Source organism: Pleurocapsa sp. PCC 7319, from assembly GCF_000332195.1.
Taxonomy (GTDB): domain Bacteria; phylum Cyanobacteriota; class Cyanobacteriia; order Cyanobacteriales; family Xenococcaceae; genus Waterburya.
The window spans coordinates 2824960-2850730 of sequence record NZ_KB235922.1 but is presented as its reverse complement, the minus strand read 5'-3'; the positions used below and the strand labels follow the sequence as shown (position 1 = coordinate 2850730).

The 25771-nt window shown below is 38.8% G+C and carries 20 protein-coding genes; 9 read left to right on the top strand and 11 right to left on the bottom strand.

Annotated features, from left to right (window positions below; all coding sequences use genetic code 11):
- Positions 1-2: 2 nt before the first annotated feature.
- The 6 genes from PLEUR7319_RS0116855 to dnaK all read right to left on the bottom strand — a co-directional run bounded on the left by PLEUR7319_RS0116855 (position 3) and on the right by dnaK (position 7018).
- The gene (locus PLEUR7319_RS0116855) at positions 3-326 is read right to left on the bottom strand and encodes a hypothetical protein (RefSeq protein ID WP_019506392.1); all 324 of its coding nucleotides are present in this window, start codon (positions 324-326) and stop codon (positions 3-5) included.
- Between the two features lie 139 nt (positions 327-465).
- Positions 466-1161, bottom strand: a complete 696-nt coding sequence (gene trmH, locus PLEUR7319_RS0116850) for a tRNA (guanosine(18)-2'-O)-methyltransferase TrmH (RefSeq protein ID WP_019506391.1) — start codon at positions 1159-1161, stop codon at positions 466-468.
- 36 nt (positions 1162-1197) lie between these two features.
- A complete protein-coding gene (locus PLEUR7319_RS0116845) occupies positions 1198-2334 on the bottom strand; it encodes a mechanosensitive ion channel domain-containing protein (protein WP_019506390.1) in 1137 nt (378 codons plus the stop codon).
- Positions 2335-2368: 34 nt separating this feature from the next.
- Complete coding sequence (locus tag PLEUR7319_RS0116840) at positions 2369-3466, bottom strand: mechanosensitive ion channel family protein (RefSeq protein WP_019506389.1); 1098 nt, start codon at positions 3464-3466, stop codon at positions 2369-2371.
- A gap of 257 nt (positions 3467-3723) precedes the next feature.
- On the bottom strand, positions 3724-4629 hold the full coding sequence (locus PLEUR7319_RS0116835; RefSeq protein WP_019506388.1) for a DnaJ C-terminal domain-containing protein: 906 nt from the start codon (positions 4627-4629) through the stop codon (positions 3724-3726).
- Positions 4630-4693: 64 nt separating this feature from the next.
- Positions 4694-7018, bottom strand: a complete 2325-nt coding sequence (gene dnaK / locus PLEUR7319_RS0116830; RefSeq protein WP_019506387.1) for a molecular chaperone DnaK — start codon at positions 7016-7018, stop codon at positions 4694-4696.
- 262 nt (positions 7019-7280) lie between these two features.
- Here dnaK and PLEUR7319_RS0116825 point away from each other — a divergent pair, with 262 nt between their 5' ends.
- Entirely contained in the window at positions 7281-7916 is a 636-nt protein-coding gene (locus PLEUR7319_RS0116825; protein WP_019506386.1) for a transaldolase family protein, read from the top strand.
- A 112-nt stretch (positions 7917-8028) separates the two neighbouring features.
- Positions 8029-9408 (top strand): CHAT domain-containing protein, encoded by a 1380-nt coding sequence (locus PLEUR7319_RS0116820; RefSeq protein WP_083892501.1) that lies wholly within the window; start codon positions 8029-8031, stop codon positions 9406-9408.
- Positions 9409-10010: 602 nt separating this feature from the next.
- Here PLEUR7319_RS0116820 and PLEUR7319_RS0116810 read toward each other — a convergent pair.
- Complete coding sequence (locus PLEUR7319_RS0116810; RefSeq protein ID WP_019506384.1) at positions 10011-11009, bottom strand: adenosine kinase; 999 nt, start codon at positions 11007-11009, stop codon at positions 10011-10013.
- A gap of 162 nt (positions 11010-11171) precedes the next feature.
- Between PLEUR7319_RS0116810 and PLEUR7319_RS35770 the strand changes: the two genes are divergently transcribed.
- The 3 genes from PLEUR7319_RS35770 (at position 11172) to PLEUR7319_RS35765 (ending at position 14040) form a co-directional block, all read left to right on the top strand.
- Positions 11172-11375: a metal ABC transporter permease gene (locus tag PLEUR7319_RS35770; protein WP_256380643.1), complete on the top strand. Its 204-nt coding sequence runs from the start codon at positions 11172-11174 to the stop codon at positions 11373-11375.
- Between the two features lie 430 nt (positions 11376-11805).
- On the top strand, positions 11806-12843 hold the full coding sequence (locus PLEUR7319_RS0116800) for an ABC transporter substrate-binding protein (protein WP_019506382.1): 1038 nt from the start codon (positions 11806-11808) through the stop codon (positions 12841-12843).
- A gap of 186 nt (positions 12844-13029) precedes the next feature.
- The gene (locus PLEUR7319_RS35765) at positions 13030-14040 is read left to right on the top strand and encodes a PstS family phosphate ABC transporter substrate-binding protein (RefSeq protein WP_019506381.1); all 1011 of its coding nucleotides are present in this window, start codon (positions 13030-13032) and stop codon (positions 14038-14040) included.
- 78 nt (positions 14041-14118) lie between these two features.
- Here the strand turns inward: PLEUR7319_RS35765 and PLEUR7319_RS0116790 are convergent, their stop codons facing one another.
- A complete protein-coding gene (locus PLEUR7319_RS0116790) occupies positions 14119-15510 on the bottom strand; it encodes an RNA-guided endonuclease TnpB family protein (protein WP_026102398.1) in 1392 nt (463 codons plus the stop codon).
- Positions 15511-15566: 56 nt separating this feature from the next.
- On the opposite strand from PLEUR7319_RS0116790, the gene tnpA reads away from it, so the two are divergent.
- Positions 15567-16055, top strand: coding sequence for an IS200/IS605 family transposase (gene tnpA, locus PLEUR7319_RS0116785; RefSeq protein ID WP_019506380.1), 489 nt, complete (start codon positions 15567-15569; stop codon positions 16053-16055).
- Positions 16056-16134: 79 nt separating this feature from the next.
- Here the strand turns inward: tnpA and PLEUR7319_RS0116780 are convergent, their stop codons facing one another.
- On the bottom strand, positions 16135-18450 hold the full coding sequence (locus tag PLEUR7319_RS0116780; protein WP_019506379.1) for a response regulator: 2316 nt from the start codon (positions 18448-18450) through the stop codon (positions 16135-16137).
- A gap of 1039 nt (positions 18451-19489) precedes the next feature.
- Between PLEUR7319_RS0116780 and PLEUR7319_RS0116775 the strand changes: the two genes are divergently transcribed.
- Positions 19490-19975, top strand: coding sequence for a hypothetical protein (locus PLEUR7319_RS0116775; RefSeq protein WP_019506378.1), 486 nt, complete (start codon positions 19490-19492; stop codon positions 19973-19975).
- 558 nt (positions 19976-20533) lie between these two features.
- Positions 20534-22384: an ATP-dependent zinc metalloprotease FtsH3 gene (gene ftsH3 / locus PLEUR7319_RS0116770; RefSeq protein ID WP_019506377.1), complete on the top strand. Its 1851-nt coding sequence runs from the start codon at positions 20534-20536 to the stop codon at positions 22382-22384.
- 116 nt (positions 22385-22500) lie between these two features.
- On the opposite strand, the gene PLEUR7319_RS38280 is transcribed toward ftsH3, so the two are convergent.
- Entirely contained in the window at positions 22501-22956 is a 456-nt protein-coding gene (locus tag PLEUR7319_RS38280) for a DEP domain-containing protein (protein ID WP_019506376.1), read from the bottom strand.
- Positions 22957-23141: 185 nt separating this feature from the next.
- Here PLEUR7319_RS38280 and leuC point away from each other — a divergent pair, with 185 nt between their 5' ends.
- Positions 23142-24542: a 3-isopropylmalate dehydratase large subunit gene (gene leuC / locus PLEUR7319_RS0116760; RefSeq protein ID WP_019506375.1), complete on the top strand. Its 1401-nt coding sequence runs from the start codon at positions 23142-23144 to the stop codon at positions 24540-24542.
- 141 nt (positions 24543-24683) lie between these two features.
- Here the strand turns inward: leuC and PLEUR7319_RS0116755 are convergent, their stop codons facing one another.
- Positions 24684-25688, bottom strand: coding sequence for an NAD(P)/FAD-dependent oxidoreductase (locus PLEUR7319_RS0116755; protein ID WP_019506374.1), 1005 nt, complete (start codon positions 25686-25688; stop codon positions 24684-24686).
- Positions 25689-25771: the final 83 nt, after the last annotated feature.

Genomic DNA, 25771 nt, shown 5'->3' with positions numbered 1-25771 from the left:
TTTTACTGTTCAATCCCTATTTCGCTGCACACCTCATAAAATGAAGTGTCTGGTGCTGTGGCAAATAATGGAGACATCTCTTGCAAAATTGCTTTGTATGCTTCAGTTTGATTATCTTGCATATCGTCAACTTTTTCCCAAATAATTACGGCAATCCCCTCATCTGTTCCTGGTTTTTGTAGTAGATATGCTCCTTTAAAACCTTTAGTATAGGTAGAAACCGCTTCTTCATATAATTTTTGCGCTTCGGCGAATCTACCAGATTTAAATTTACCAATCGCGACGTAAGCATATTTATGCTTTAGGAAATCGAGAAATTCTGACATGAGGCTTGACCTCCAAATTATTAATATTTAATGGCTAGTACCGAGAAATTCTATTTTTAGGCAATCAGTCGCACCATATACTTACGATTAACTCGCGTTATTAGTAATTTACGAAATATTTAAACAGTTTTTTAATCTCTTAGAGTGTTGCTAATATTTCTCCCTTTTCCCCTAATTCAGGATAAGGTTTCCCTTGACGACGATACATAGCAGCGATATTGGGATAACCCCATTCAAAAATAACTTGTTTGTAAGTTTCTGGATCGAGACGAACTTGATCGTACAGACCAGCTTTCAGCCTTTGACGTTGAGCTTCAAATAAAATTACTGCATTGGCTACAGATACGTTTAGAGACTGAACCATGCCTTGCATGGGAATCATAATATGTCTATCTACCAAATTAGAAGCCTCTTCAGTTACGCCCCATTTTTCCGTACCTAAAAGAATGGCAGTGGGTTGAGTATAGTCAACTTGACGATAGTCAATTGCTGTCTCACTCAAATGAGCCGCATATACTTGATGATTTTGCTCTTGCAGATATTTAATTGCAGTTTTAATGTCAGGGTGGGAGTGCAGCCGAACCCATTTTTCACTTCCCTGAGCAACTTGAGAAAAAGTTGGAGTGTCACTGTGACGGTTAACTGCATGGACGGCAAAGACTCCTACAGCATCACAGGTACGAATAATCGCTGATAGATTATGGGGTTTATGAACATCTTCAGTCAGGACAGTTAAATCTGGTTGTCTTTGGTTAAGAACTCGTTTTAGTCTTTCATATCTTCTGGGAATCATTTTGGTGAGAAATAAATAATTGCCAAGTAGACACTTTATCATTATTTTTTGATAACTATCTCAAGTAGCTCAAGTAGCTTAAATAGTTATTGGAGATTCGACATAAATAGTCGGTTCTTGCATCACAAATTCAATTTCGTATTCATTAAGCTGTTTGGATATAGTTTTATTAGCTAATTCTAAAAGTCGCTTTCGCAGTTGAATTGAGTTTTCTGAAGAACCAAGGATAAAAAATGTTACCCTAGCGCGAGTACCTGGTTTATCTTCTGGCTTAAATAGCTTGATTTTAGTGCTACCAGGATCGATGCCAAACAAAGCATCAGTACTTCTATTTACCACTTGTTCAACTAAAGCTTGTTCTCTTTCCTCCAAAATCTTGAGAAAATCCAGATAAAGCAGCACCATTACTTTTTTACCTCTGGAAATATTCTCAATGTCTAAATTAGCCAAAATGGAATTGGGGATAATTACTAAAGTGCTTTTAGCAACCGTCCTCAGTTTAGTTGAACGTATGCCAATTGATTCTATTCTGCCGTAAACATCTTCTGCTTGAGGATTGAGATTAACGCGAATATATTCTCCTGGAATAAACGGACGATCTAAGTATAGAACAATTGTTCCGATTAACTGTTCGATGGTTTTTTGAGAAGCAAAGACGATTGCCGCACCACCAATTCCTACCCCAGCAAGTAAGCCAAATAGATTAATATTTTGATTTTGAGCAAAAGTTACTACTGCTATAAAACCAATAATTACATTTACTATAGTTTCAAAAACCAGCAACATTTCGTCTATTTCTAAACCCATTTTGCGAATAGTATCGATACCATAAACTTGAACAAATTGGCGAAATAAACGGGAAACTAGCCAAGCAATACTGACAATTACCCCTAAGTCTAGAAAAAATTTAGCAATTTCATAGACTGCTTGATACTGGCGAATAAAATTGAGGCAAATAGAAATTAAGATTAAAGTCCCAGTAATCTTAATCAGCTTTTCGATGGGAGTAATTAACTTTTCATAAATAATCGAAAATGATTCTGGAGTTAACTTGCTAATTATCGCTTTAACTAAAGATGTAGTGTACCTTCCTGCCAAAAAAGAAAGAAAGACAAAAAATAAGAATGTACCCAGATTAAAGGCGTGTCTCAGTAAGAATCTCCTCGTTTCAGCATCAAGATTTAGCCAATCTTTAATGCTTTCCCAAATATCCATCATATACAGCTAAGTCTTTATATTTGATTGATGATTAAATTGTGATTGGAGAATCAATATTAATTGTTCTTTCTTCAAGGTCAAAAGCAATTCCATATTCTTTTAATTGCTTGGTAATACTTTGATTGGCAACGTCAAGTAATTGGCGACGCAGATCCATAGAAACTTCTCCAGAACCTAAAATAAAAAAGTTCACCTGTGCCTGAGTGATGCTTTCTTGATTATCACTAAGTAAATTTTTAAATATAACTTCAGTATTACGAGGATCTATGCCAAAAATGTCTTGAGTACTATCTAAAATAACTTGACGAATTAATGCTTTTTCTTCGTCAGGCATTGCACGATAAAAGGTTAAATAAATTAAAGAAATAACTTTTTTGGCTCCAGTCAAATTTTCAATATTTACCTGAGTAAGTACGCTATTGGGAATAATAACCAAACTACCTTTCCCTGAAGTTCTCACCTTAGTGGATCGCCAACCGATGGATTCAACTCTGCCAAAAGTTCCATCAACCAAATGGATATAGTCATCAACCACAAAAGGACGGTCTATATACAGTACAATTCCTGCCAATACTTGCTCAAGAAGTTTTTGGGAAGCAAATGCTACGGCTAAGCCACCAATTCCTAAACTGGCAACTAAACCCAAAATATTGATTTGATGAGTTTGAGCAAACAGAATGATAACACTTATAAAGATTACCGCATTGGCAATAAATTTGCCTAAAATTAAGAATTCTCCAGTAAGCTTGCGTCCTGTTTGAAAAGCTACATCTAGTAGATAGTTATCAAATAGCCGATTAAATAAACGAAAACCTAACCAAATAAAAATAATTGCGATCGCTAGACTAAAAAATATTTCTAGGAATGATAACCAACTGGGTATTGGTAAACTTAAAAGTATCAGATCAACCGTTGCCAAAGAAATTATTGTTATTAACCACTTACGGTCTGGTTTAATTGTTTTTTGATAAGCTTCTTGAACTTTAAATGATAATAAACGATCTAACTGAGTATTAATTAGCTTAAATAAGAGAATAAGACTAGCTAAAGCACTTATGCTCGCAAAAAACAATAACCCCAACAACAACGTAGTATCAATATTTGTAGTTTTCGCTAGTTCAGCATTCATTTAGTTAATGATTAGACCATATTTCCCTTTTTTAATGATAATTGTTGTTGTCATCTAAGTGATTATTTGTAAATAAAAAATAAAGGTGCAGGGTAGGTATAGAGACTAAAAGAAAGGGATCCTGGTAGAGGATCTTAAAATTTGTCTCTTAACAAAATAATATGCAATGTTTGATGCACAACAGCTTATCAAAAATCAACAATTAATCATCAGCCAAAGCCACAATTTTAAACCATATAATATTTGAATAATTAAAACTACAAGTTTCTAATTATATTTTGACGGGGATTAAACTGTTCTAATTCTCTTAACTTTTCGTATAGTTCTTTTTCTTCAGGGGTAATTTCTTTGGGCGTAAAAATTTGAATTTCTACAAGTTGATCGCCTCTAGCACCCGATTTATCAAAATAACCTTTATTCGCCAAACGCAATCTTTGTCCTGAGCGAACTCCATTGGGAACGCTTACCTTAACTAAACCATCAATGGTAGGAACTTCGATCGCACTACCTAAAATTGCTTCTGTAGGAGTCACAGGAATCTGGCAATAAATATTTCCCCCCTGAATATCAAAAAAGGAATGCCGTGCCACAGTAATCTTGAGGTATAGATCCCCACCTTCAATACCTTGACCTTTGAGACGAATACGTTGCCCATTAATCATTTCTGCTGGCATATCAACTTCCAAAGATCTGCCATCTTCTAAACGGATTTTCCTTTTCCCCCCTTTGTAGGCTTCATCCAAACCCAAGGTTAATTTGGCTTCAATGTCCCTACGCTTAGCTCGTGGCGAACTTACTACTCTCTCTCGTTTAGTTGTACCAGGGCGATAATCTTGAGTATCTACTCTGACTCGGGAACGTTCAGCGGTTCCATTTCTTGTCCCGGAACGATTATTGTTACGTCCAAAATTACTAAAAGAACCAGCCTTATTAATAAAGTTTTTACGACTGATAGATTGATCGTACTGAACTCGCCTAGTTTGATCCGATAAGACTTCGTAGGCTTCGTTAATATCCTTGAATTTTTCTTCCGCAGCTTTATTTCCCAGATTGCGATCGGGATGATATTTAATGGCTAATGTGCGATAAGCTCTCTTAATTTCATTACTTGGGGCATTTTTGGCAACACCCAGTATTTCATAATAGTTACGCACGTTCTGCATATCTCAGTTGTTGATTAGTGATTTGGTTATTAGTTTGAATGCTCAATCAGCATAAGCTATCGATTTAGAACCATTCATCATCGTCATCATCCCAATCGTTTTCATAGGGAATATTGCGTGAAGTGTTGCGACCATTGTAACGGTCTTGAGGAGGAAAATTGTCACGACTATTGCCACGATTTCTGGGGCTTTCTCTTCTAGTTTCATAAGCAGCAGGATTAGCGTAAGGGTCATCATAGCCAGGTCTACGAGGTTGATTAGCATAACCTCTGTTTCTATCACCGTAGTCATCATAACCCGCCGCAGGACGACGAGATGGACTGTCATAGCCATCATTCCAATCATCGTTATAAACAGGACGACGAGGCTCATTGCGATAATTTCCACTATAGTTATCGTACCCCGTAGTGGAGCGAGTAGCACTACGACCAGGGGGATAGCTATAATTATCACGACCACTATAGTAGTCAGTCTGACGAGGATCGTAAGAATAATCCTCATCGTACTTGTCGTCATCTCCTAAGAAGGTTTTACGAATTGCCCCTAAGAAGTCATCGTCTTCTTCATCTTCGTATTGCAGCCTAACTTCGCGGTTTAGTTCATAAAGAGTGTCTTGTAAGTCAGCTTCGGCTCGATCTAAACTGCGTTCATCATCTTGTTCTAAGCTTTTGAGAATTTCTTCGCACAATACATCAATGCGACGACGATAATAGTTAGCAAACTGACTGCCAAAATCCAAAGTTACTTCTTTAAGTTTACGCTGAGCTTGGTCAGTCAAGGCTTTAGCACGGTTACGTTTTTCTACCCTCTCTCTTCTAGCACGATCTTCCTCAGCGAATTTGTCTGCTTCTTGAATCATCCGGTTAATTTCCGAATCACTAAGGGTAGAAGCACCAGAAACCGTAATCCCCTGTTCTCTACCTGTGGTCTTATCCCTGGCAGTGACTTGCAAAATGCCATTGGCATCAATATCAAAAGATACTTGAACTTGAGGAACCCCTCTCGGTGCGGGGGGGATACCAGTAAGTTTGAATCTACCTAAGGATTTATTGCCACTTGCCATTTCCCGTTCTCCCTGGAGAGCGTGGATTTCCACTACTGTTTGATTATTCTCACCGGTTGAAAAAATATCGGAACGGCGCACAGGAATAGTGGTGTTACGAGGGAGTAGCTTTTTCATTACACCACCGATGGTTTCTAAACCCAGAGATAGGGGAGTAACGTCTAGTAGCAGAATATCTTTAACTTCATTAGTCATAATCCCCGATTGAATTGCCGCACCTATGGCTACTACTTCGTCAGGGTTGACGTTCTGATTGGGTTCCAGGTCGATATAACTACGGACTAGATCCTGTACCATCGGTATGCGAGTTGAACCACCGACAAGGACAACTTCATCGATATCTAGTGGACCAATGCCAGCATCAGAAATAGCACGTTTGAGGGGACGACGAAGACGACTAACTAAATCGCCACAGAGTTCTTCAAATTTGGCGCGAGTGAGCTTGATTTCAATGTGCTTAGGTCCATCTTCCGTGGCAGTGATAAAGGGTAAATTGATTTCGGTTACAGATAATTTTGATAGCTCAATTTTGGCTTTTTCTGCTGCTTCAGTAAGTCTTTGTAATGCCTGGCGATCGCTCTTTCTCAGATCTACCCCTTCTTGTTTAAGGAATTCTTCAGCTAACCAATCTACAATCCGGCGATCAAAGTCATTCCCTCCTAGTTGAGTATCCCCACTAGTAGCTCTAACTTCAAATACGCCATCGCCAATATCAAGTATAGAAACGTCAAATGTTCCTCCACCTAGGTCAAATACCATAATGGTTTGAGGACGACGCTGATCTAATCCGTAGGCTAAAGCGGCTGCGGTAGGCTCGTTAATAATTCTGAGTACATCTAGCCCCGCGATGCGACCAGCATCCCTAGTTGCCTGACGTTGAGAGTCATTAAAATAAGCAGGTACGGTAATTACTGCACCCGTAATTGCTTCTCCCAAATAGCGTTCCGCTTCCTCGGCAAGTTTACGTAAGATCATTGCCGAAACTTCTTCGGGGGCAAATTCTTTTTTGAGCTTGGGACAGCGGATTTTGATGTTACCCAACTCATCTCGCTTAATGGTGTAGGGTACTCGTTTCGATTCTGGCTGAAGTTCGGTATATAGCCGACCCATAAATCTTTTGACACCATAAAAGGTGTTTTCTGGATTTAAGACACTTTGTCGTCTGGCTAATTGTCCGACTACCAATTCGCCATCCTTATTAAAGCCAACTACAGAGGGAGTAGTTCGCATTCCTTCTGAATTGGCAATTACAATGGGCTTACCGCCCTCCATGACTGCTACTACGGAATTGGTTGTTCCCAAATCTATGCCGACTACTTTTCCCATGTGTGCAATGGTCTCCTAGAACCTGTCCCCAAGATATCTATATTACGAGGTTTTAATTCGCTTTGGCTGGTTAACACAATATAATATTCTTTTATATATTCTCTCTAGTTTACTTCAAGAAAACAAAGGCTAATAGCTAATCGTGAGACAGTTCGTTGGCGGGGTTCCCCCGCTTAAAGAAACTGTTGAACCCGAAGGGCTAACAGCTAATTGCTAGTCTTATAATTACTTCTTCAAATCTTACATATTTATTTTAATAACTATGATTTATCTTGATTCTGCCATTCTGGAAGAAGCTAAAGCAGCAGTAGATATGGGCTGGGTTAAGGGGATTACGACCAATCCTACTTTGTTAAATAAAAGTAATTTACCTCCCGAAGCTAATTTAAAACAACTAGCTGCTATTAGTCCCGGAGAACTATATTACCAATTGTGTGCTACCGATTTTGCTGGGATGGTTACAGAAGCCAGAAAAGCTGCTGCAATTATTGGCGAGCAGGCTGTTTTAAAAATTCCGGCGACGGAGTTGGGCTTTCGGGTAACAGCTCATTTATCAACAGAAATAGCTTGTTCCGTCACAGCCATTTATAGTCCAGCTCAAGCAGCGATCGCCGCTGAAGCTGGAGCCAAATATGCGATCGCTTATGTTAATCGTGCTACTAGGCTGTTAGGGGATGGTTTGGCTTTGATCAAAGAGATGTCGAATATACTCCAAGGAAGCAAAACCGAAATTTTAGCGGCTAGTATTAAATCTTCCCAAGAAGCTGCTGCCACACTACAAGCAGGAGCTCATCATCTTACAGTACCGATGTCGATCTTAAAGACCATGACGACGCATGAGTTATCGCAAAAAACAGTAGCTGAATTTTTAGAAAATGGAATTGGAATTCAAATTTAGTCAAGCATCGCAGAAATATGCATCCAGAATTCAAAGTTGACATACTAATTAGTAAAATCGCTATTAGCCGCTAATAGTCGCTTTCCAAAAATCAATTATTACGGGAAATATCATGCTACGCAAAATATTGAGCAGTTTGACTCGGATATGGAATAAATGGTCATACATTTTAATTAGTGGATCACTTGCGATCGCCATAATTGTATCTAATACTCATCCACTTAGATCTCAGATCGTCTCATCTTCTGAAGCAGTTTCCCCACCGAAAGAGGAACTTGTAGACTTAGAGAAATTTTCGGACATGGTTGCCAAATTAGAGGCGAAATGGGAAAGCGATTACGAAGGTTATTTTGACCGCAATTTCTCTAATAGATCTAGATCGGCAAAACAAATCGCCAAGCATTTGAAAGAAATTCAAGAGCAAATAAATATTCGACCAGCAGTAATCTGGGCAGTTCCCAAAGATGATTTTTTACAACTAATACTTATTACTCCCGAACAGCAATTTGTCACCAAAAAAGTTAGAGGAGCAGACCGCGAACGTCTAACCAGTATGGTCGAGCGCTTAGAAACAGGAATTGCTGACCGCCGTTCTCTGAAGTATTTACCTCCAGCAAGATTGATTCATCGATGGTTGTTTAAACCACTAGAGCCTTATCTGGAAGCCGAACAAATTGACACCTTGTTGCTTTGCACGGGTCCTACTTTGCGCTCTCTTCCCTTTGCTGCCTTACATGATGGAGAACAATTCGTCATTGAAAAATATAATTTAGCCCGTATTCCGGCATTTAATCTCACTGATACCAGCTATAAACCTAAGCCTGAGAAAAAGGTACTGGCGATGGGAGCCTCAGAATTTAAAGATTTGCCATCCTTACCAGGTGTCGAAGTAGAATTAGAGACAATTGTGCCGAAATTGTGGTCAGGGCGTAAAATACTCAATCAAGACTTTACGGTTCAAAATCTCAAAAATGCTCATCAACAGGGGGGTTTTGACATTATTCATATTGCTTCCCACTCTAAGTTTAAATCTGGTTCACCGGAGGATTCTTATATTCAGTTTGGCGATCGCAAAATGAGTTTAGATCAAATTGCCAGTCTAGAATTAGAGCTTCCTCCAGTTGATTTATTAGTTCTTAGTGCTTGTGAAACTGCCTTGGGAGATCACGATGCCGAGTTTGGTTTTGCTGGATTAGCGATGCAGGCGGGAGTCAAATCGGCTTTAGCCAGTTTATGGGCAATCAATGATTCGGGAACAGTTGTCTTGATGAGCGAATTTTATCAGAAACTTAAATCAATCCCAGTCAAAGCAGAAGCCTTAAGACAAGCCCAAATTAGTATGCTTAAAAAGAAAGTTTATGTGGAAGAAAATAAAGTTAAAGGCTCGGCAGTAGAGGTGAATTTGCCGGCATCTACTATCGAAACTCAATCGGAAAACTTCGATCATCCTTTTTATTGGGCAGGATTTACAATTATTGGCAATCCTTGGTAAAGCGGCAGAGCCGCAGCTATAAGCTGTAAGCTGTAAGCCAATTATAAGAGGCTTTAACCTCTCCTAATTGTAGACCACCAAACTTCGTTTGCTGGGGGCATTAAACCCGATAGCTATAAGCCCTTCGGGTACTCTTCGAGAAGGCTCCGCCAACGACAGTTTCTTCTTGATGAAGTTGTTCATGGGGGAAACCCCCGCCCTTATGCGAAGCGGTATCCTTTAGGGCGACAGTTCCTTCAAGCGGGACAAAGGCCAGGCGTATGGCCGCATCGTACCCCCTAAAGGGTTCAGCAGTGGCTTCAAGCGGGGGAACCCCGCCAACGCCCTGCTTCACCGCCAACGAACTGTCTCACTGTTAGCCGTTTACCAAGCGTAAACTTTAGAGCTTAAAGCTTAAGGCTTAGAGCTTAAAGCTTTTTAAGGTAATAGTTTCTGTCTCTTTTGAACTATCTCACTATCAGCTAGACAAAGAAAAAAGCGAACGCTGGTAAGGGCGAACGGCTGTTCGCCCCCTACAAATTCCGAACTCTAAACTCCAAACTCTTAGGGAACAAATTGTTCCTCTCCAGATATAAAGAATATAAATTCGTTAGATGCTCACGTTAGGCAGCTTTGGCCTCAGACAAAAGAGACTGAACATCTTCTGTTTTCATCCGTGCGCCCAAGCTAGTGACTAGCTTAGCGGAAGCAAGGGAAGCTAAAGACCCAGCTTCAGCAAAACTCATGCCATTAGTAATGCCGTATAAAAAAGCACCCGCATACATATCTCCTGCACCGACAGTATCAATTGCTTGGACAGGGAAAGGATCGATATTAATCAATTTCTCACCATCAAAAATTACTGACCCTGCTGCACCACGAGTAATGGCAAATCCTTTGGTCAAGGTTTTGAGATGAGCGATCGCCACATCTAGGTCATCAGTTTCCGCCATCAGTAATGCTTCACCTTCATTAGCAAAGAGGAAGTCAACCCCAGAACCAATAATTTCTAATAAGCCAGGTTTGAAAAATTTAACCATGTTTAAATCAGCTAGGGAAAAAGCTACTTTTCTGCCTGCCGATTGAGCAATTTCTCTAGCTTTAATTGCTGCTTGTTTGCTTTTTTCCCCACTAACTAAATATCCCTCAATGTAGGTGTACTTAGCATTTTTAATCGCTTCTGGAACTAATTCTACATCGGAAAACTCTCCTGAAATACCTAGAAACGTATTCATAGTGCGATCGGCATCAGGAGTAACAAACACCAAACATTTACCAGTTACTCCTGCTTCAGGAGTGTGATTTTTTAGGTTTGTAGCTACTCCACAATCTAATAAATCTTGAGTATAAAATTTCCCTGGTTCATCATCAGCAACTTTGCAAGAATAAAAAGATTTGCCGCCAAATTGACTAATTGCAATTAATGTATTGGCTGCAGAGCCACCACAGGAGCGTTTTTGCTCGTATTCTGCTAAATTGCTGACAATTTTATCCTGATCGGCTTCATCTAGCAAAGTCATTACGCCTTTATCAATCCCTAAATTTTGTAGAACCTCAGTTGAAACTTCAAATTCAATATCTAATAAAGCATTACCAAGGGCGTATACGTCATACTTGGTCATAAATTACCTCAGAGAAGCTACGGAACGTTATTCAATATAAATAATTTGCCAATCTGCAATCAGACTGACCTTTAGCAAGATAACATTTTAGAACTACAAAGCAAGGGAGTGTAATTAATTATCCCTGCTGCCACAGCACATTAATTAGTTACTCGGCTACATTTGGTAATGCTTTTAGGTGTAATTATTGGAGTTTTGTCTAGTATTACAAGAATGTATTGCAGCTATTATTACAATCTACCTTCAGGACCAGGGATGGTATTAGTAGCTTCAGTAATTTTCGTTTTAGCACTACTTTTTAGTTCTACCCAGGAAATCCTTACTAATCCTAGTATGAATTTTGGCAGCTCAATTTTTGTTAAATAATTAACAGGACTAATTAACAATAAGAGAAGCTAATATAAATATGCCTGTTTGTCACCAGATGTTATGCATGCCAGAAACAACCGCCTTATCTGGCTTCATTTGCATAAGATCTGATTCAATATTTTGTCTTCTATGTATTTTATAATACTCAATAGCTGATTTATATTCTGATTCAGAACCAACACATCTGTCACAAGTTATACCTTACTAAATAAGGACAATAATATTACCTTCATATGTTCAAAATGGACTTTTCAGACTGACTTATTTTGCTGTATAGTCAATATAAATAAAAGTTAAACTTTCTAGTCTAAAAAGAAAAACCCAAGTATTATCTTAGTTCTTAGTACTATATATTGTTGAAATATGAAAACTAGTTCTCCTTAAGTTTTATTTTCTATTCGAGAAGTTAATCAATTGAAAGTTATAGATGGCAAAAAAGATCTGGTTTTTAGCTGTTGTTCTTTTATTGAGCTTTTTAGTTACAACTAATTGGCAACAAATATCATCTACAGCTACAAGTAGTTTAAATGTAAAAGAAGATTATGAGCAGCCAATAGTTCTTGGCTATAGTAATTGGGCTGGTTGGTGGCCCTGGGCGATCGCTGAGTCAGAAGGATTATTCGCCAAACACAATGCTAATGTGGAGCTCAAGTGGTACGACAACTATTCTAAGTCGATGCAGGACTTAGCCGATGGTTATATAGACGCTAATTGTCAGACTCTTAACGATACCATTACTTTTGCTGAAGATGCAGTTAAAGGAGAAGTGGTGGTCTTGGTTAACGATAATTCAGCGGGCAATGACAAGATCATTGCAGCGAAAGGAATTAACGAGGTTAAAGACTTGAAAAATAAGCAAGTTGTCCTCGAGGCTGGTGTTGTTGATGACTTTCTTTTGACCTTGGCACTGGAAAAAGAAGGAATGTCCCGTAGCGATGTAAAAATCATTGATATTGAGACTGGTGCGGCAGCAGAAGCCTTTGCCGTGGGACAAGCTGACGCGGTGGGGGCGTTTCCTCCCTTTTGGCTCATAGCTCTCAAACGGGAGGGAGCCAAAGAAATAACATCCTCTAAGGCTTTTCCAGGGGCTATACCCGATCTTCTCGTAGTCACAGAGCAACTGATTGATAGTAATCCTGAACAAGTCCAAGCTCTAATTGATACTTGGTTTGATGTTCTGGATTTTATGGCTGTTAACCCTACTAGGGCGGATGAAATCATGGCTAAGAGAGCTAATGTGAGCTATGAAGAACTCCAGCTATTTAAAGCGGGAACTAAGATGTTTAATTTAGAGGAAAATTTTGAGGCCTTTGCAGATGGCAACAACATGAGACATATGCCATATGCAGCCCGTAAAATGACAAATTTTTTACAACATAGTCTCAAATCTATCGATAAAAAGCCGAATCTAGACGCAATATTTAATCAAAGTTTTATTAAAGCTTATGCCATCAACAAACAATAAAAAAAAAATTCTCTTGTAAAAAATCAGAAGCAAATTTGTCCTAAATGTGGTTTTGATAACAATACCTCTGCAGTCTACTGTGAAATTTGTTTTTACCCTTTAACTAATTCTTCCCCCATTACCGATAAATCTCCTACTGCACTCTCGAAACAGAACAAAATTCAGCAAAAATCCGCTCTTAATTTTATGGGAGAGCTGAAAAAACCTACTGTGCTATTCGGTTATGCAGTTTTAGGTCTGGCGATCGCTCTCTGGATTAATTACTTTATTTCCCGTCAACCCAGTCATATAACTATATCGAGAACGGGAGAGCATATTGCTTTATACGATTCTATGGAACAGGTAAGAAATGTTCCTAGAGGATTATTTAGCTATGGAGGTGCGTTGTATTTTGCTCCCCTAGTAGCCCATGGAATGAATGATTCTATGCAACAGAGTCATCCTTACTTTGAGCTGAGATACACCAAACCACAAAATCAAGACCAAAGTTACACTAAAGGTATTCAAATGTTACTCAATGGAGAACTTAGTTTTGCCTTTAATGGTCGTCCTCTAACAGCTCAAGAATATGCCCAAGCAAAATTGCAAGGAATAGAGCTACAGCAAATCCCGATCGCCATGGATGGCATTATTTTCTTCGGCAATAATCAGACTTCCGTTGATGGCTTAAGCCTAGATCAAGTCAAAGATATATTTAGGAGGAAAATTACCAATTGGCGACAATTGGGAGGGGAAGATTTGCCGATAACTCCCGTATTGCTAACTCCAGAAAATGTTGAATTACTAGGATTAAATAGCGTTTCGCAAATTCCTCAAGCAACTGAGTATGTCTCTAATTATACTCAAGCCTTGCGTAAAGTAATTGCCACACCAGGTTCAATCTCTTTTGCCTCCGCTTCTTTAGTCCAAAAGCAAAAACTAATTAAAATTTTTAACTTAGCGTCTGAAAATTCTACTAACTATATCAATCCGTTTACAGCAGGAAAAACCAATTTAAAACTTTTTAAAAATGGTACCTATCCTCTAACACGCCGTTTATTTATAGTTATTCGCCAAGATGGAACTCCCGATCAGTTTGCGGGGAAAGCTTATGCGGAGATGCTGCTCTCGAAAGAAGGACAAGAGATAGTTGAACTAGCAGGATTACTTCCCTTGTATGGAGGTAAATTAACACCGAAAAATAACACTATCAATTAGTTCACACTACTGAAAGTCTGCAAACTGAACATTCATGCGTTGGAGTGTCAACAGCTACATGATTTACTAGTGATGTACCTACACTGACCCTTCGGGTACAGATGTAGGCTTCTCCAAATCCCGAAGGACAGAGAGAACTTGCTTCAAGGTACTATTAGTAGTAGATGCGACTATTACTGGATTCCCTTTACGCCGTTTTAAAGTTGGAAACACATCCAGTCCAACCCTCTTGGTATTTATTCCAGCCGAGATGTCTCGGTCTACCAAAAGTTGATATTCTTCATCCCAATATTCTCTGATGCTGCAATCGGTAAAAACAAATTCATCTTTGTACGGCAGCAATTGAGATGTGTATTGTGGATTAACAGGTATTACCAAAGCACCAGCTTTCTCGGCTTTGAACTTCAGTATGTTGAAAAACTGACCAAAGGCAGCATCAGCCCAAGACTTATTTAGTCCTGATTTAGCTGACTGTCCATTAGGTAAAAACTTACCCGTCTCATCAGTTTTAACTTTATTCCTCCGACTCAACCCAGCAAGATTGAGTTGTTCATGAAAGAAAACTTTTTTGCCAGTATTAAGGAGAGCCTGGGCAGTATTGTAGGCATGATCTTTTCTAGCTCTCGCTATTTGCTGATGTAGCTTGGCTTCGCGCTTCGCCAGCTTACGACGAGATTTACTACCTCGTTTTTTTGTAGATTTACGCGCCTGAATCTTGGCTAGTTTGCCTTGAGATTTCCGAAATGACTTAAGACTAGGTAATTTAACGCCTTCGCTCGTAGCCAAATAGTCATTTTCATGAAGAACAGCGTCCATGCCCAATGAGTTATCCCAAGTAGGAGTAATATCGGGCTGGAAATCAGGAACAGAATCGTCTTGTAATCTTAGGTTGATGTACCAACCATCGACTTTCTTGATTACCTGAGCTTGCTTTAATGTTGCACCATCAACCAGTTGTCTATGATGTCGCACCTTGACCATACCTATTTTTGGCAAATTAATATGCAGCCATTTACCACCAACAGAACAAGAATGAAGCTTTACCCCGCTCATAACCATCGATCTGAAACGTACGCTTGTTTTGAATCTTGGTTTGCCCGAACGCTTACCGTTTTTGTCTCCCGATACGAAACGACTGAAAGCTAGTTTCACCCGTTTGCACACCTCTTGCAGAGTCTGTGAGGGAACAGAATTGAAGTCCAACAATTCACCACTCCAGCCAACAGAAACCAAATCTTTTTTGATTATTGGTAGCTGCTTTTTTTGCCCATAATATTCAGGTTTTTCTTTTAACTGTGGCAAATGACAGATTAATGGGCATCGGTCAGTGTAGCTACGATTCTTCGACCACCAATCAAACCTTTCTCTCAGTTGGCGGTTGTACCAGTACCGACAGATACGAAGCCAGTCATTAAGGACAAGCTTTTGTTCTGTAGTTGGTCTTAGTCGGTACTGGTAGTTGTATAGCAAAATTAGAGTTGTTTATTTTGATACACTGATATTAACATATTTATCTCCACCTATTCATGAAGAAAGATTTTGTATCAAGAGGGCGTTCTGTATCTGATTTAAAAGCTCATTTAGTTTTAACAACCAAATACAGACGTAAAGTTTTGACTGCGCCAATGATAGATAGGCTTCATGAAATCTGGGAATCTTTGTTGGATAAATTTGACGGCAAAATCGTTGAGTTCAACGCAGAGAGTGACCACGCACACTTGCTTTTTCAATACCACCCAGCAATACAATTAAGCAAACTGGTTAATAGCCTTAAAAGTATTTCTAGTCGTAAGCTGAGGCAAGAATTTTTACCAGAACTAGAGAAAACATACTATAAAAAGAAAGTGGTTTGGAATAGTAGCTACTTTCTCGCGTCATGTGGTGGAGTTACTATTTCAACACTGAGAAAATATATAGAAAATCAAGATTCTCCTATAGCTAGTCTATTACTGGCGATTCATCCCACACTCATTGCTGTCGTAATAGAGATGTGGGGCTTCTCGCCAACTAGCTAAAATACATATGTTCTCGACTGTAAAGGGGCTCATCGTGTTTTCCTGTTTTGGCGAGGATTTAACTGTGCTGAGGGTTGAGTTACTGGTGTCTAATCATGCTTTGTATAACTAAATCGAGAATTTTATCAAAATCAAAGTTATCAACCTGCGTTTGCAGTGCTTGCCTTAAATCAGTGTGTTCTGGGGGAATCTTTTGTATTAACTGACTAAGTAAATTCTTATCCAGGGATAATGCTGCTTGTTCTACTTGGCTCAACCACTCACTGGACATCATTTTGAGAGCATTAGCTGTAAATTTGAAATTGCTTGTGGTTGAGCAAGGAATTGGTTCGTAAATATACCGTACCCCCAGGTGCTGAGCAACTTTATCAAAAATGATGCTATCTGTGAATGGTTTACCAACAAAATCGTCACATCCGGCGGCTTGAAATAGCTTTTTCTCTTCCTCTAAAGTTCCAGCGGTCAGTGCCACAATCAGCGTATTTGTTGTTGTTTGAGGATAAGATCTAATTTGCTCAGTTGCCTCATAACCATTCATAATCGGCATTCTAATGTCCATCCAAATCATGTGAGGTTGCCAACGCAACCATATATCTACTGCTTCTTTGCCGTTAGATGCCTCTTGGACTTTAAAGCCCACTGGTTCAAGTAACTGCACCATGATTTGGCGATTAGTCTTAGAGTCGTCTACGATCAAAATTCGATACTCTGTCTGATTTGGTTCCAAACCAATAATTTTTTGAGGAGCAGACGGAATCTTTAATTCCTGCTTAATAATTGCTTCAGTCTCAATATCCAACCTGAAGGTTATACCCTGTTTTAAATTGTTATTTGTACTGACAGTAATGTCCCCTCCCATTAACTGGGCTAATTGATGACTAATGGGTAAACTTAGAAAACTGCCTTCAGGTGATTTTCGGTTTTGACAAGCTCTAGTCGAAGGAACAAACAAAGTTTCTAGTTCTTCAGGAGTAATCGGAAAATCCGTATTTTCTACTTCAAAATAAATGTTGAGCTTTTCTGAGGATTTTGGTTTGACTGATAGAACAGAGTTTACAGTAGTAGCGATACAAGCAACTCTAACAACTACTTCTCCTGCTTGAGTATATCTCAGAGAATAATCAATCAAATTAGTCAGAACTTGACGTAATCTGCGCTCATCCAAACAAATATACTGAGGCAAAGTGCCATGTCTAATTAGAGAAAATTCTAAGCCCTGATTATGAGCTTGGAACTTAATGCTCTTTTCCATACTGTCTAGCCAGAGAGGAAAATCAAAACTATTCTCTTCTAAAATCAAGCGGTTAGTTTCCAGTTTAGATAGATCTACTACATCGTTAATAACCGATAACAAGCGTTTGCCACTGCGATTAATAATTGCCAGATTTTCTTGTTGCGATCGCGTCATCGACGATTCCTTTTCCATAATCTGGGCAAATCCCAAAATAGCATTCAAAGGCGATCGCAAATCATGGCTCATATCCGCCAACAAAGAATTGTATTCATAATTGATATTGATTCTCGGGTCTAATTCAGTTATTCGCTGATTATTTAGTTGTAATTGACTAGCCAATTGTCTCAAGGATTGCACCAACACCTTAAATTCTGTTATAGGAGTATCGCTCAATGAGAAGCTAGATTTCCCTTGGGCAAGAACCGATGCTGTTTTACTTAAATTTTTAATCCCCAAGGTGATCCAAACGTAGATTACGATTCCCAAAAAATTAGCTGGCAATAAATAAACCAAATATCTCAATCTCTGTTTATTTGGCTCCGCTTGTGAATAAATACTTAACTCAGATTCAGGAATCGTCACGATTACCAGCCAATCGAAACCCAGTTCATCATCTCGCCAAGGAGTTATCTGTCCCAGAACACGCTGTTGCTTTTCCCCAAAACTAATCTGCTGAACATCCTCAATATCCGACAAATTGCTGAATCGCTGGTTAAGAGCGGTCAAAATATCTTGAGTTGCCGTGGACAACATCTTATCCTGCTGTCCGTGGTTACTGGCAATAATTGAACCATTTTTATCGATGATTATAGCCGTAGCTGAAAACCCGACATCAATTTGTTGCAAATACCTATTTACAGTTTGGGGAAGAAGTTGAGTTTTTTGCTCACGAGGAATAGTATGATTCGTTTCTAAATAATTATACAGGTATAAAAAGACACGATCTCTGATACTGGCTGAAGATTTATTAACGATACTATCGATCTTGTCGATATTTTTTTGTTCTTTGTCAACAGAAAAATATTCTATTATGCTGACTGTAGTCACAATATTAAGAATAAAGGGGATTATTATAACCAACCCCAGAGGAATAGTCTTTTTATCTAAAAATAGCTTATTTTTACGCTCTTTTAATTGTTTTATCTTCTTCTTGAACCTCATAATTATTTCGATAATTTGATTAAGAAAGTTGTTAAAAACATGTAATTACACTTACTAAACTTTTAAGTCGAATATTTTGAAGATTTTGTTGCTAAACGAGGTCAATTTTAAGCTTAGTTAGCTATATTTGAGTCCAATAACAGTTTAATTTTTGTTAATTAATATTTAAATTGACAATTAGCTGAAAACATTAGGATAAAAATTTTAGTTAAAAAAAAATACACACAGTGATATCAGAATTTATTGTCTGGTATAGGAACCAGAAAAAAATCACTAGTTATTTATCTTTTGAATTACTTATTATTACTAACTTGTTGCCGTCATTAAATTAATTGTCAAAGAATTACGTTTTAGAAAATTTATTCAATATAAAATATCAAATAATTTCTTTAATGAAAAAAAACGAATCAAATCGAATAATCAGAATAAATCATTCTTATGTTGATGTTTGACTGAATATAGATGTTAAAAACCACAATATATGCTTTTGATTTCTTGATTATTGCTTAAATTGCCTCATTTAGCTTAAAATCGATAACTTGAAGTCTTTTAAACTAAATGATAAATATTAACTCAAGATAACTAAGTAATTATACTGTAGTCAAATTCGTTGATAAATTCTAGCCAAGGGATTAGTAAATTTTATTAAATTGGTCAAAGATCAGTGAAATTACGGATGAGTAAAATTGCTGAGATGAATAAAATAACCTAGTTAATATACTGTTTATTGAGAATAGTTCATAAGTGATAAGGTTTTTGGACTGCAATTTTTGTTAACCAGGAATATAAATCTAGACCCTAGTAGACAGTCGTATATTCAAATCATCGTCTTGGTCGAAAAATTATTTTTGCTCCCAGCCAAATGATGCTTACTCAAGTGAATCCTGTCAGGAACCTTATTTCAAGCTCCCTCTGAATAGTAACTACATCTCTATAGTCGAAGTATATTCAAGTCTACCAGCTAAGTAAGCTAAAGCCCACTGACTGAGAAACTTGCTGACATGCCTACACGACCTATCGTCACAGAGATATGCTAACCATGAAAAATATTACCTATCAAGCCAAATTAAAAGATTTAGCCCTTTTAGTTCCAACCGAAAACTATAGCAACCCTGAATTAGCGTCAAGCCTGTTACAGTTTGGTGTTACTGCTCCCATAATTTTTACTAATGATGGTGTCAAAAGTCGATTTGGAATGAAGGAGTTGAAAGTAAAGGATGGCAAGAAACGATTGAACTTGGCTGCTTCTAACCCAGAAATTGGTAACTTATCTGCTCAAGTCATCTTGATTGAGCATTCGTCACTAGAACTGACTCCACCAACGACAGTGAAAACGTCTGTCCCGAAAAATGATAGCTATCTATATCAACACAGCTATAACTGGAAGAATGAAAAAAGAAATCTATCCGAATATTGTACAGCCAAAGAATTAGGAGCTAAGTACGGTATCAGGTTGCAATATCTAAATACGGTAATCCAAGGAAAAATAAAGTGTACACGAGGTTGGAGTTTAGTTCGCTCCTAACCGAGCCTTAATTTGTCGTTTTCAATGTTTCCCTTGAAGCTCGATAGTTAGCGTTTCGTTTGTAGACAAAAAATCGGAAATTATCTGGAGGGTAATTCGTCTCTAGGCTACCTTTGTTGAATAACAGTAGCTTAAGCGATTGCCCTCTTCTTGTAAAATTTAAAATTATTATTAGAGGAAAGTTTAGAAGAGAGTACTTTAATGAATCGGGTTTTAGTGCCAAACAAAAGATTAGCAAATTTTTTTTCTGAATTTTTAAGCAATTTGTTGGTAAATATTTCCTGAGAAACGTTAACATAAGTTAACAACGACTAAGTTACATAGAGTGATAGATATTAGTTTTCTAAAACAACCGTCATTTTAGAGTTAATGGTGAAATGCAAGAAGATATTATTTGTTTAGAGCAAACTCAGCCAGACTGAGAAAACATCCGCAAATAATCACAAATCTTCTTCTAGCCCGTTGAATCTTTTAAGAATGACAGGTTAACGCTCGCTAAAATAAACATAACGATTACTTAATAAGATTCTTGATCTTCAGCTAAGGGAGACTTTCAGAGTGAGTAAAGATAATAACAAAAAATGGCGCAACGCTGGGCTATATGTCTTGTTGGCCATAGTGGTAGTTGCTTTAGGTACTGCCTTTTTAGATAAACAACCTCAAGCGCGTCAAACTTGGGCATATAGCAAGTTGATCGACGAAGTTCAGAGTAATAAAATAGAAACTGTCAAAATTAGTGCCGATCGCACTAAAGCGCAGGTCATCGACCGTGAAGGTACACCTATTTTAGTTAATCTCCCTAATGACCCGCAGTTGATTGATATCCTGAGCGATAATGGTGTCGATATTGCCATTTTGCCTCAGAATGATGAAGGTTTCTGGTTTAGAGCCTTGAGTAGCCTTTTATTCCCAATTTTGCTGTTAGTTGGATTGTTCTTTCTTCTCAGAAGAGCACAAAGTGGTCCTGGTTCCCAAGCCATGAACTTTGGTAAATCTAAGGCCAGAGTCCAAATGGAGCCGAAAACTCAAGTAACCTTTGGCGATGTCGCTGGTATTGAACAAGCCAAGCTTGAACTTACTGAGGTGGTAGACTTCCTCAAAAACGCCGATCGCTTTACAGCAATTGGGGCTAAAATTCCTAAAGGCGTTCTACTTGTTGGTCCTCCTGGGACAGGAAAAACTCTCTTAGCCAGAGCTGTTGCTGGTGAGGCTGGAGTACCTTTCTTTAGCATTTCAGGTTCAGAATTTGTTGAAATGTTTGTTGGTGTGGGTGCTTCCCGTGTCCGAGACTTGTTTGAACAAGCTAAGGCAAATGCACCTTGTATTGTCTTCATTGATGAGATTGATGCCGTAGGTCGTCAACGTGGCGCTGGTTTAGGCGGTGGTAACGATGAGCGAGAACAAACTCTTAACCAGCTACTTACTGAAATGGATGGTTTTGAGGGGAATACGGGGATCATCATGATTGCTGCCACTAACCGTCCCGACGTTTTAGACTCAGCCTTAATGCGTCCCGGTCGTTTTGATCGTCAAGTAGTCGTTGATCGTCCTGACTATGCAGGTCGCCAGGAAATTCTCAATGTACATGCTAGAGGTAAGACTCTTTCCAAAGATGTAGATCTAAATAAAGTTGCTCGTCGTACTCCCGGGTTTACTGGTGCCGACTTAGCTAACTTGCTTAACGAAGCCGCGATTTTGGCTGCTCGTCGCAGTTTAACTGAAATCTCAATGGATGAAGTTAATGACGCGATTGATCGCGTGATGGCTGGACCAGAGAAGAAAAACCGTGTCATGAGCGAAAAACGCAAAGAGCTTGTTGCTTATCATGAAGCGGGTCACGCTCTAGTTGGAGCATTAATGCCAGACTATGACCCTGTACAAAAAATTAGTATTATTCCTCGTGGACGTGCTGGTGGTTTAACTTGGTTTACCCCAAGCGAAGATCGTATGGAGTCTGGTTTATATTCTCGTTCTTATCTACAAAACCAAATGGCAGTCGCTTTAGGTGGTCGTTTGGCAGAAGAAATTATCTATGGTGAAGAAGAAGTGACTACTGGGGCTTCCAACGACCTGCAACAGGTTACTAGAGTAGCTCGTCAGATGGTAACTCGCTTTGGCATGAGCGATCGCTTGGGTCCCGTAGCTTTAGGCCGTCAAAATGGAAATGTCTTTATGGGTCGTGATATCGCTTCTGATCGGGATTTTTCTAACGAAACCGCAGCAGCGATCGATGAAGAAGTTCGTAACTATGTAGATCAAGCCTACAGTCGTGCTAAGAAAGTCTTACTAGACAATCGTAATATTCTTGACCGTTTAGCAGAAATGTTAATCGAAAAAGAAACTGTTGAAGCCGATGAATTACAAGATATTTTGGCTAATAACGATGTGAAAATGGCAACTTTGGCCTAGGTTAAACTCATCTTGTTAGCTAATTTAGACTTTTAAAATGGCAGTACTCCTACTTCGAGTACTGCTTTTAATTTCAATAAGGGTCTTAAATTAAAATACTCAAGCTAAATTCAGATCTAGCAAAAACGATAGAATAAAAACTCATTTTTGAAGTCATGATCTTCATGAACGTGTTTAATTAACTGATATTCAAATAAATTTTGACCTAAAGCGATCGCTTCTTCGGTGGTAATCCCTTTAGTTTTTGTAAGCCAATCTACCAATTCCGAACCAATAAAGCATTGTCGATAAAGTTTCAGATTATACCAACGATTTTTAATTTCCACTCCATTATCTGCCTGTAGTTCAAGAGCTAGTGATTGAGCTTCTTTTAAAGATAATGGAGGGATTTCGTAAAGAAATCCATTTTTAACTATAATTTTTCCCTTACTAATCAAATTGTATAGGTTTAAGCTCGACTTTTGGGGATTTTCTCTCAACCAATTGTCAATTAAAGTATCTGCTTGCTCAAAAGGTATTTGATAACAGGCATAAAGCAGCATACTAGGAACTTTTTCATCTTGATAGGACATTTTGTCAATTAAAAAACTTGATATTAAACTGTGAATTAGTTGGTACGATTTTAGAATGCCCCTAATATCCTCAACTATTTACACATTAAGAATATTAAGCATAGACAACTTTAGGTTGCACTTAATATAAAAAATGTAAAATAAATTACGGATATCTATAAAGTTCATCAGCAGCAATTGGTTATATGAGTCAGGGAACATTGTTTGATAAAGTTTGGGATTTACATACCGTGGGCACATTACCCTCCGGTCAAACTCAACTATTTATTGGTCTACATTTAATTCATGAAGTAACCAGTCCTCAGGCTTTTGCCATGCTGCGATCAAGGAATCTTCAAGTCTTATTTCCCGAGAGAACAGTGGCTACAGTCGATCACATTGTTCCCACTGAAAATCAAGCTCGCCCTTTTGTGGATGTCTTAGCAGAAGAAATGATGCAAGCTTTGGAACAAAATACCAAAGATTATGGCATTAGGTTTTATAATGTTGGCTCTGGTAAACAAGGCATAGTGCATGTTATAGCTCCTGAGCAGGGTTTAACTCAACCTGGGATGACTGTTGCCTGCGGTGATTCCCACACCTCGACTCATGGTGCATTTGGGGCGATCGCTTTTGGAGTTGGCACTTCTCAAGTTAGGGATGTTCTTGCTTCCCAAACCCTTGCTCTGACTAAACTTAAAGTCCGCAAAATTGAAATTAATGGTCAACTATCTCACGGTGTTTTTGCTAAAGATGTAATTCTTCATATTATTCGTCAGCTTGGTGTCAAAGGTGGGGTGGGTTATGCCTACGAATTTGCTGGTACTACCTTTGAGGCTATGAGCATGGAAGAACGAATGACCGTTTGCAATATGTCAATAGAAGGTGGAGCGCGCTGTGGTTATATCAACCCCGATGAAACTACATTTTCTTACCTCAAAGATCGAGATTTTGCACCCCAAGGAGAAGCTTGGAACCAAGCAGTTAAGTGGTGGCAAAGTATACGTAGTGATGATAATGCTGTATATGATGATGTGGTAAGGTTTGATGCTGCTGAAATCGAACCTACAGTAACTTGGGGGATTACTCCAGGACAGGGATTGGGGATTAGCGATCCAATTCCTCTTGCTGATGACTTACCTCAAGACGAGCGCGCGATCGCCAAAGAAGCCTATCGCTACATGAAACTAACTCCCGGCAAGCCCATTAAAGGAACGAAAATAGATGTCTGTTTTATTGGTAGCTGTACCAATGGTAGGATCAGTGACCTGCGTGAAGCAGCCAAGGTAGCTCAGGGAAATCATGTAGCATCGGGAGTTAAAGCTTTTGTGGTTCCGGGTTCAGAAAGAGTCAAGCAAGAAGCCGAAGCCGAAGGCTTAAATAAAATCTTTGAACAAGCTGGATTTGAATGGCGTGAACCAGGCTGTTCCATGTGTCTGGCAATGAATCCTGATAAGCTCGAAGGAGATCAGATTAGTGCTTCCTCTTCTAACCGTAATTTCAAAGGTCGCCAGGGTTCATCCACTGGTAGAACTCTCTTGATGAGTCCTGCAATGGTAGTAGCCGCAGCAATTAAAGGTAAAGTTGCTGATGTACGGGAAATATAATACCTTTCTTAGAGGGGGATGTGTTTTCTACATTTGTTGTTCTCACGGTCGTCTTAAACTTTCGAGGTTTCCTCGAAAGACGCGACCTCATCTAGTTAATTTGGGGTGATACAAGAATTCATCGCTTTAGCGACGGGAGCGTCAATAAACTCTAAACCTTTGACAGATTAATTCTCCAGCAGCCATGCCTGACATTACTGATCCTTCTAATGTGGGGTCAACAAAGGCATCTCCTGCCATTACCAAAGGCAATTCTAATAACCCCAAACAAGATTCATTATAAAAAGTCTTAGGCGAGCTATAACGCCAGCGATGCACCTGATATTTAATTACGGGGGAATCTAAGTAATCGGCTGCTGCGGTAACTAATTTATAGACAATTTCGACATCATCACTATCCCAATAGTAATCACTAAACTTAGGAGTGGCAAGAAGAGTTATCGCATAACCGTCAGGAGAAATTCCTTTTTGATGATTATCCGCCAACCAAACTAAAGAATCATCTTCTAAACTTATCCCTCCTGGCGCAGGAATATTACTAGGTTTTTCTAACAGAGCTAAAACAACAATGCAGCTATCGTATTCAATTTGTTCTAAAGAGAATCTAATCTCCAAAGGTAGAGGTATAAAAGAAGCATCTAGTAAAGACAGAGATTCGGGTATGGGAGAAGTCATCGCTAGCATATCTCCTTGATATTGTCGCTCGCTCTGGGTTCCTATCAGCCATTTCTTTTCGTAGCTAAACTCAATGATTTTAGTGCTGGTATGAACATCCAAATTTTTCGCCAAATACTTGGCAATTTCACTCATACCATTGATACCACAGTAGCGAGGTTTTCCATCTACTTCTCCAAAACCCTGACACCATTCTTTAATCACCTTATGCTTTAGCCAATCATCTACCCAAACCTGAAATTGAGGATTTTTGACACTGAGATATTGAATGCCAGAATCAAATACCCCTTCAATCGACTTTTCCTGGCTAATGCGACGAGTAGCTAAACGTCCACCGATGTCTCTACACTGATCTAATAGTGTTACCTTAATTCCCCTACGCTGCAAAATAGTAGCGATAATTAATCCTGTAATATTACCACCGATAACAATGCAGTCAGAATTTATGATTTGTGGATTGCTACTAGACATTATTCAAGGTTTTGGCTTTAATTAGTGGTTATCTATTGATGTCGCCCGTTTCGATTCATGAAGGACTATGGGCATAATTGCAT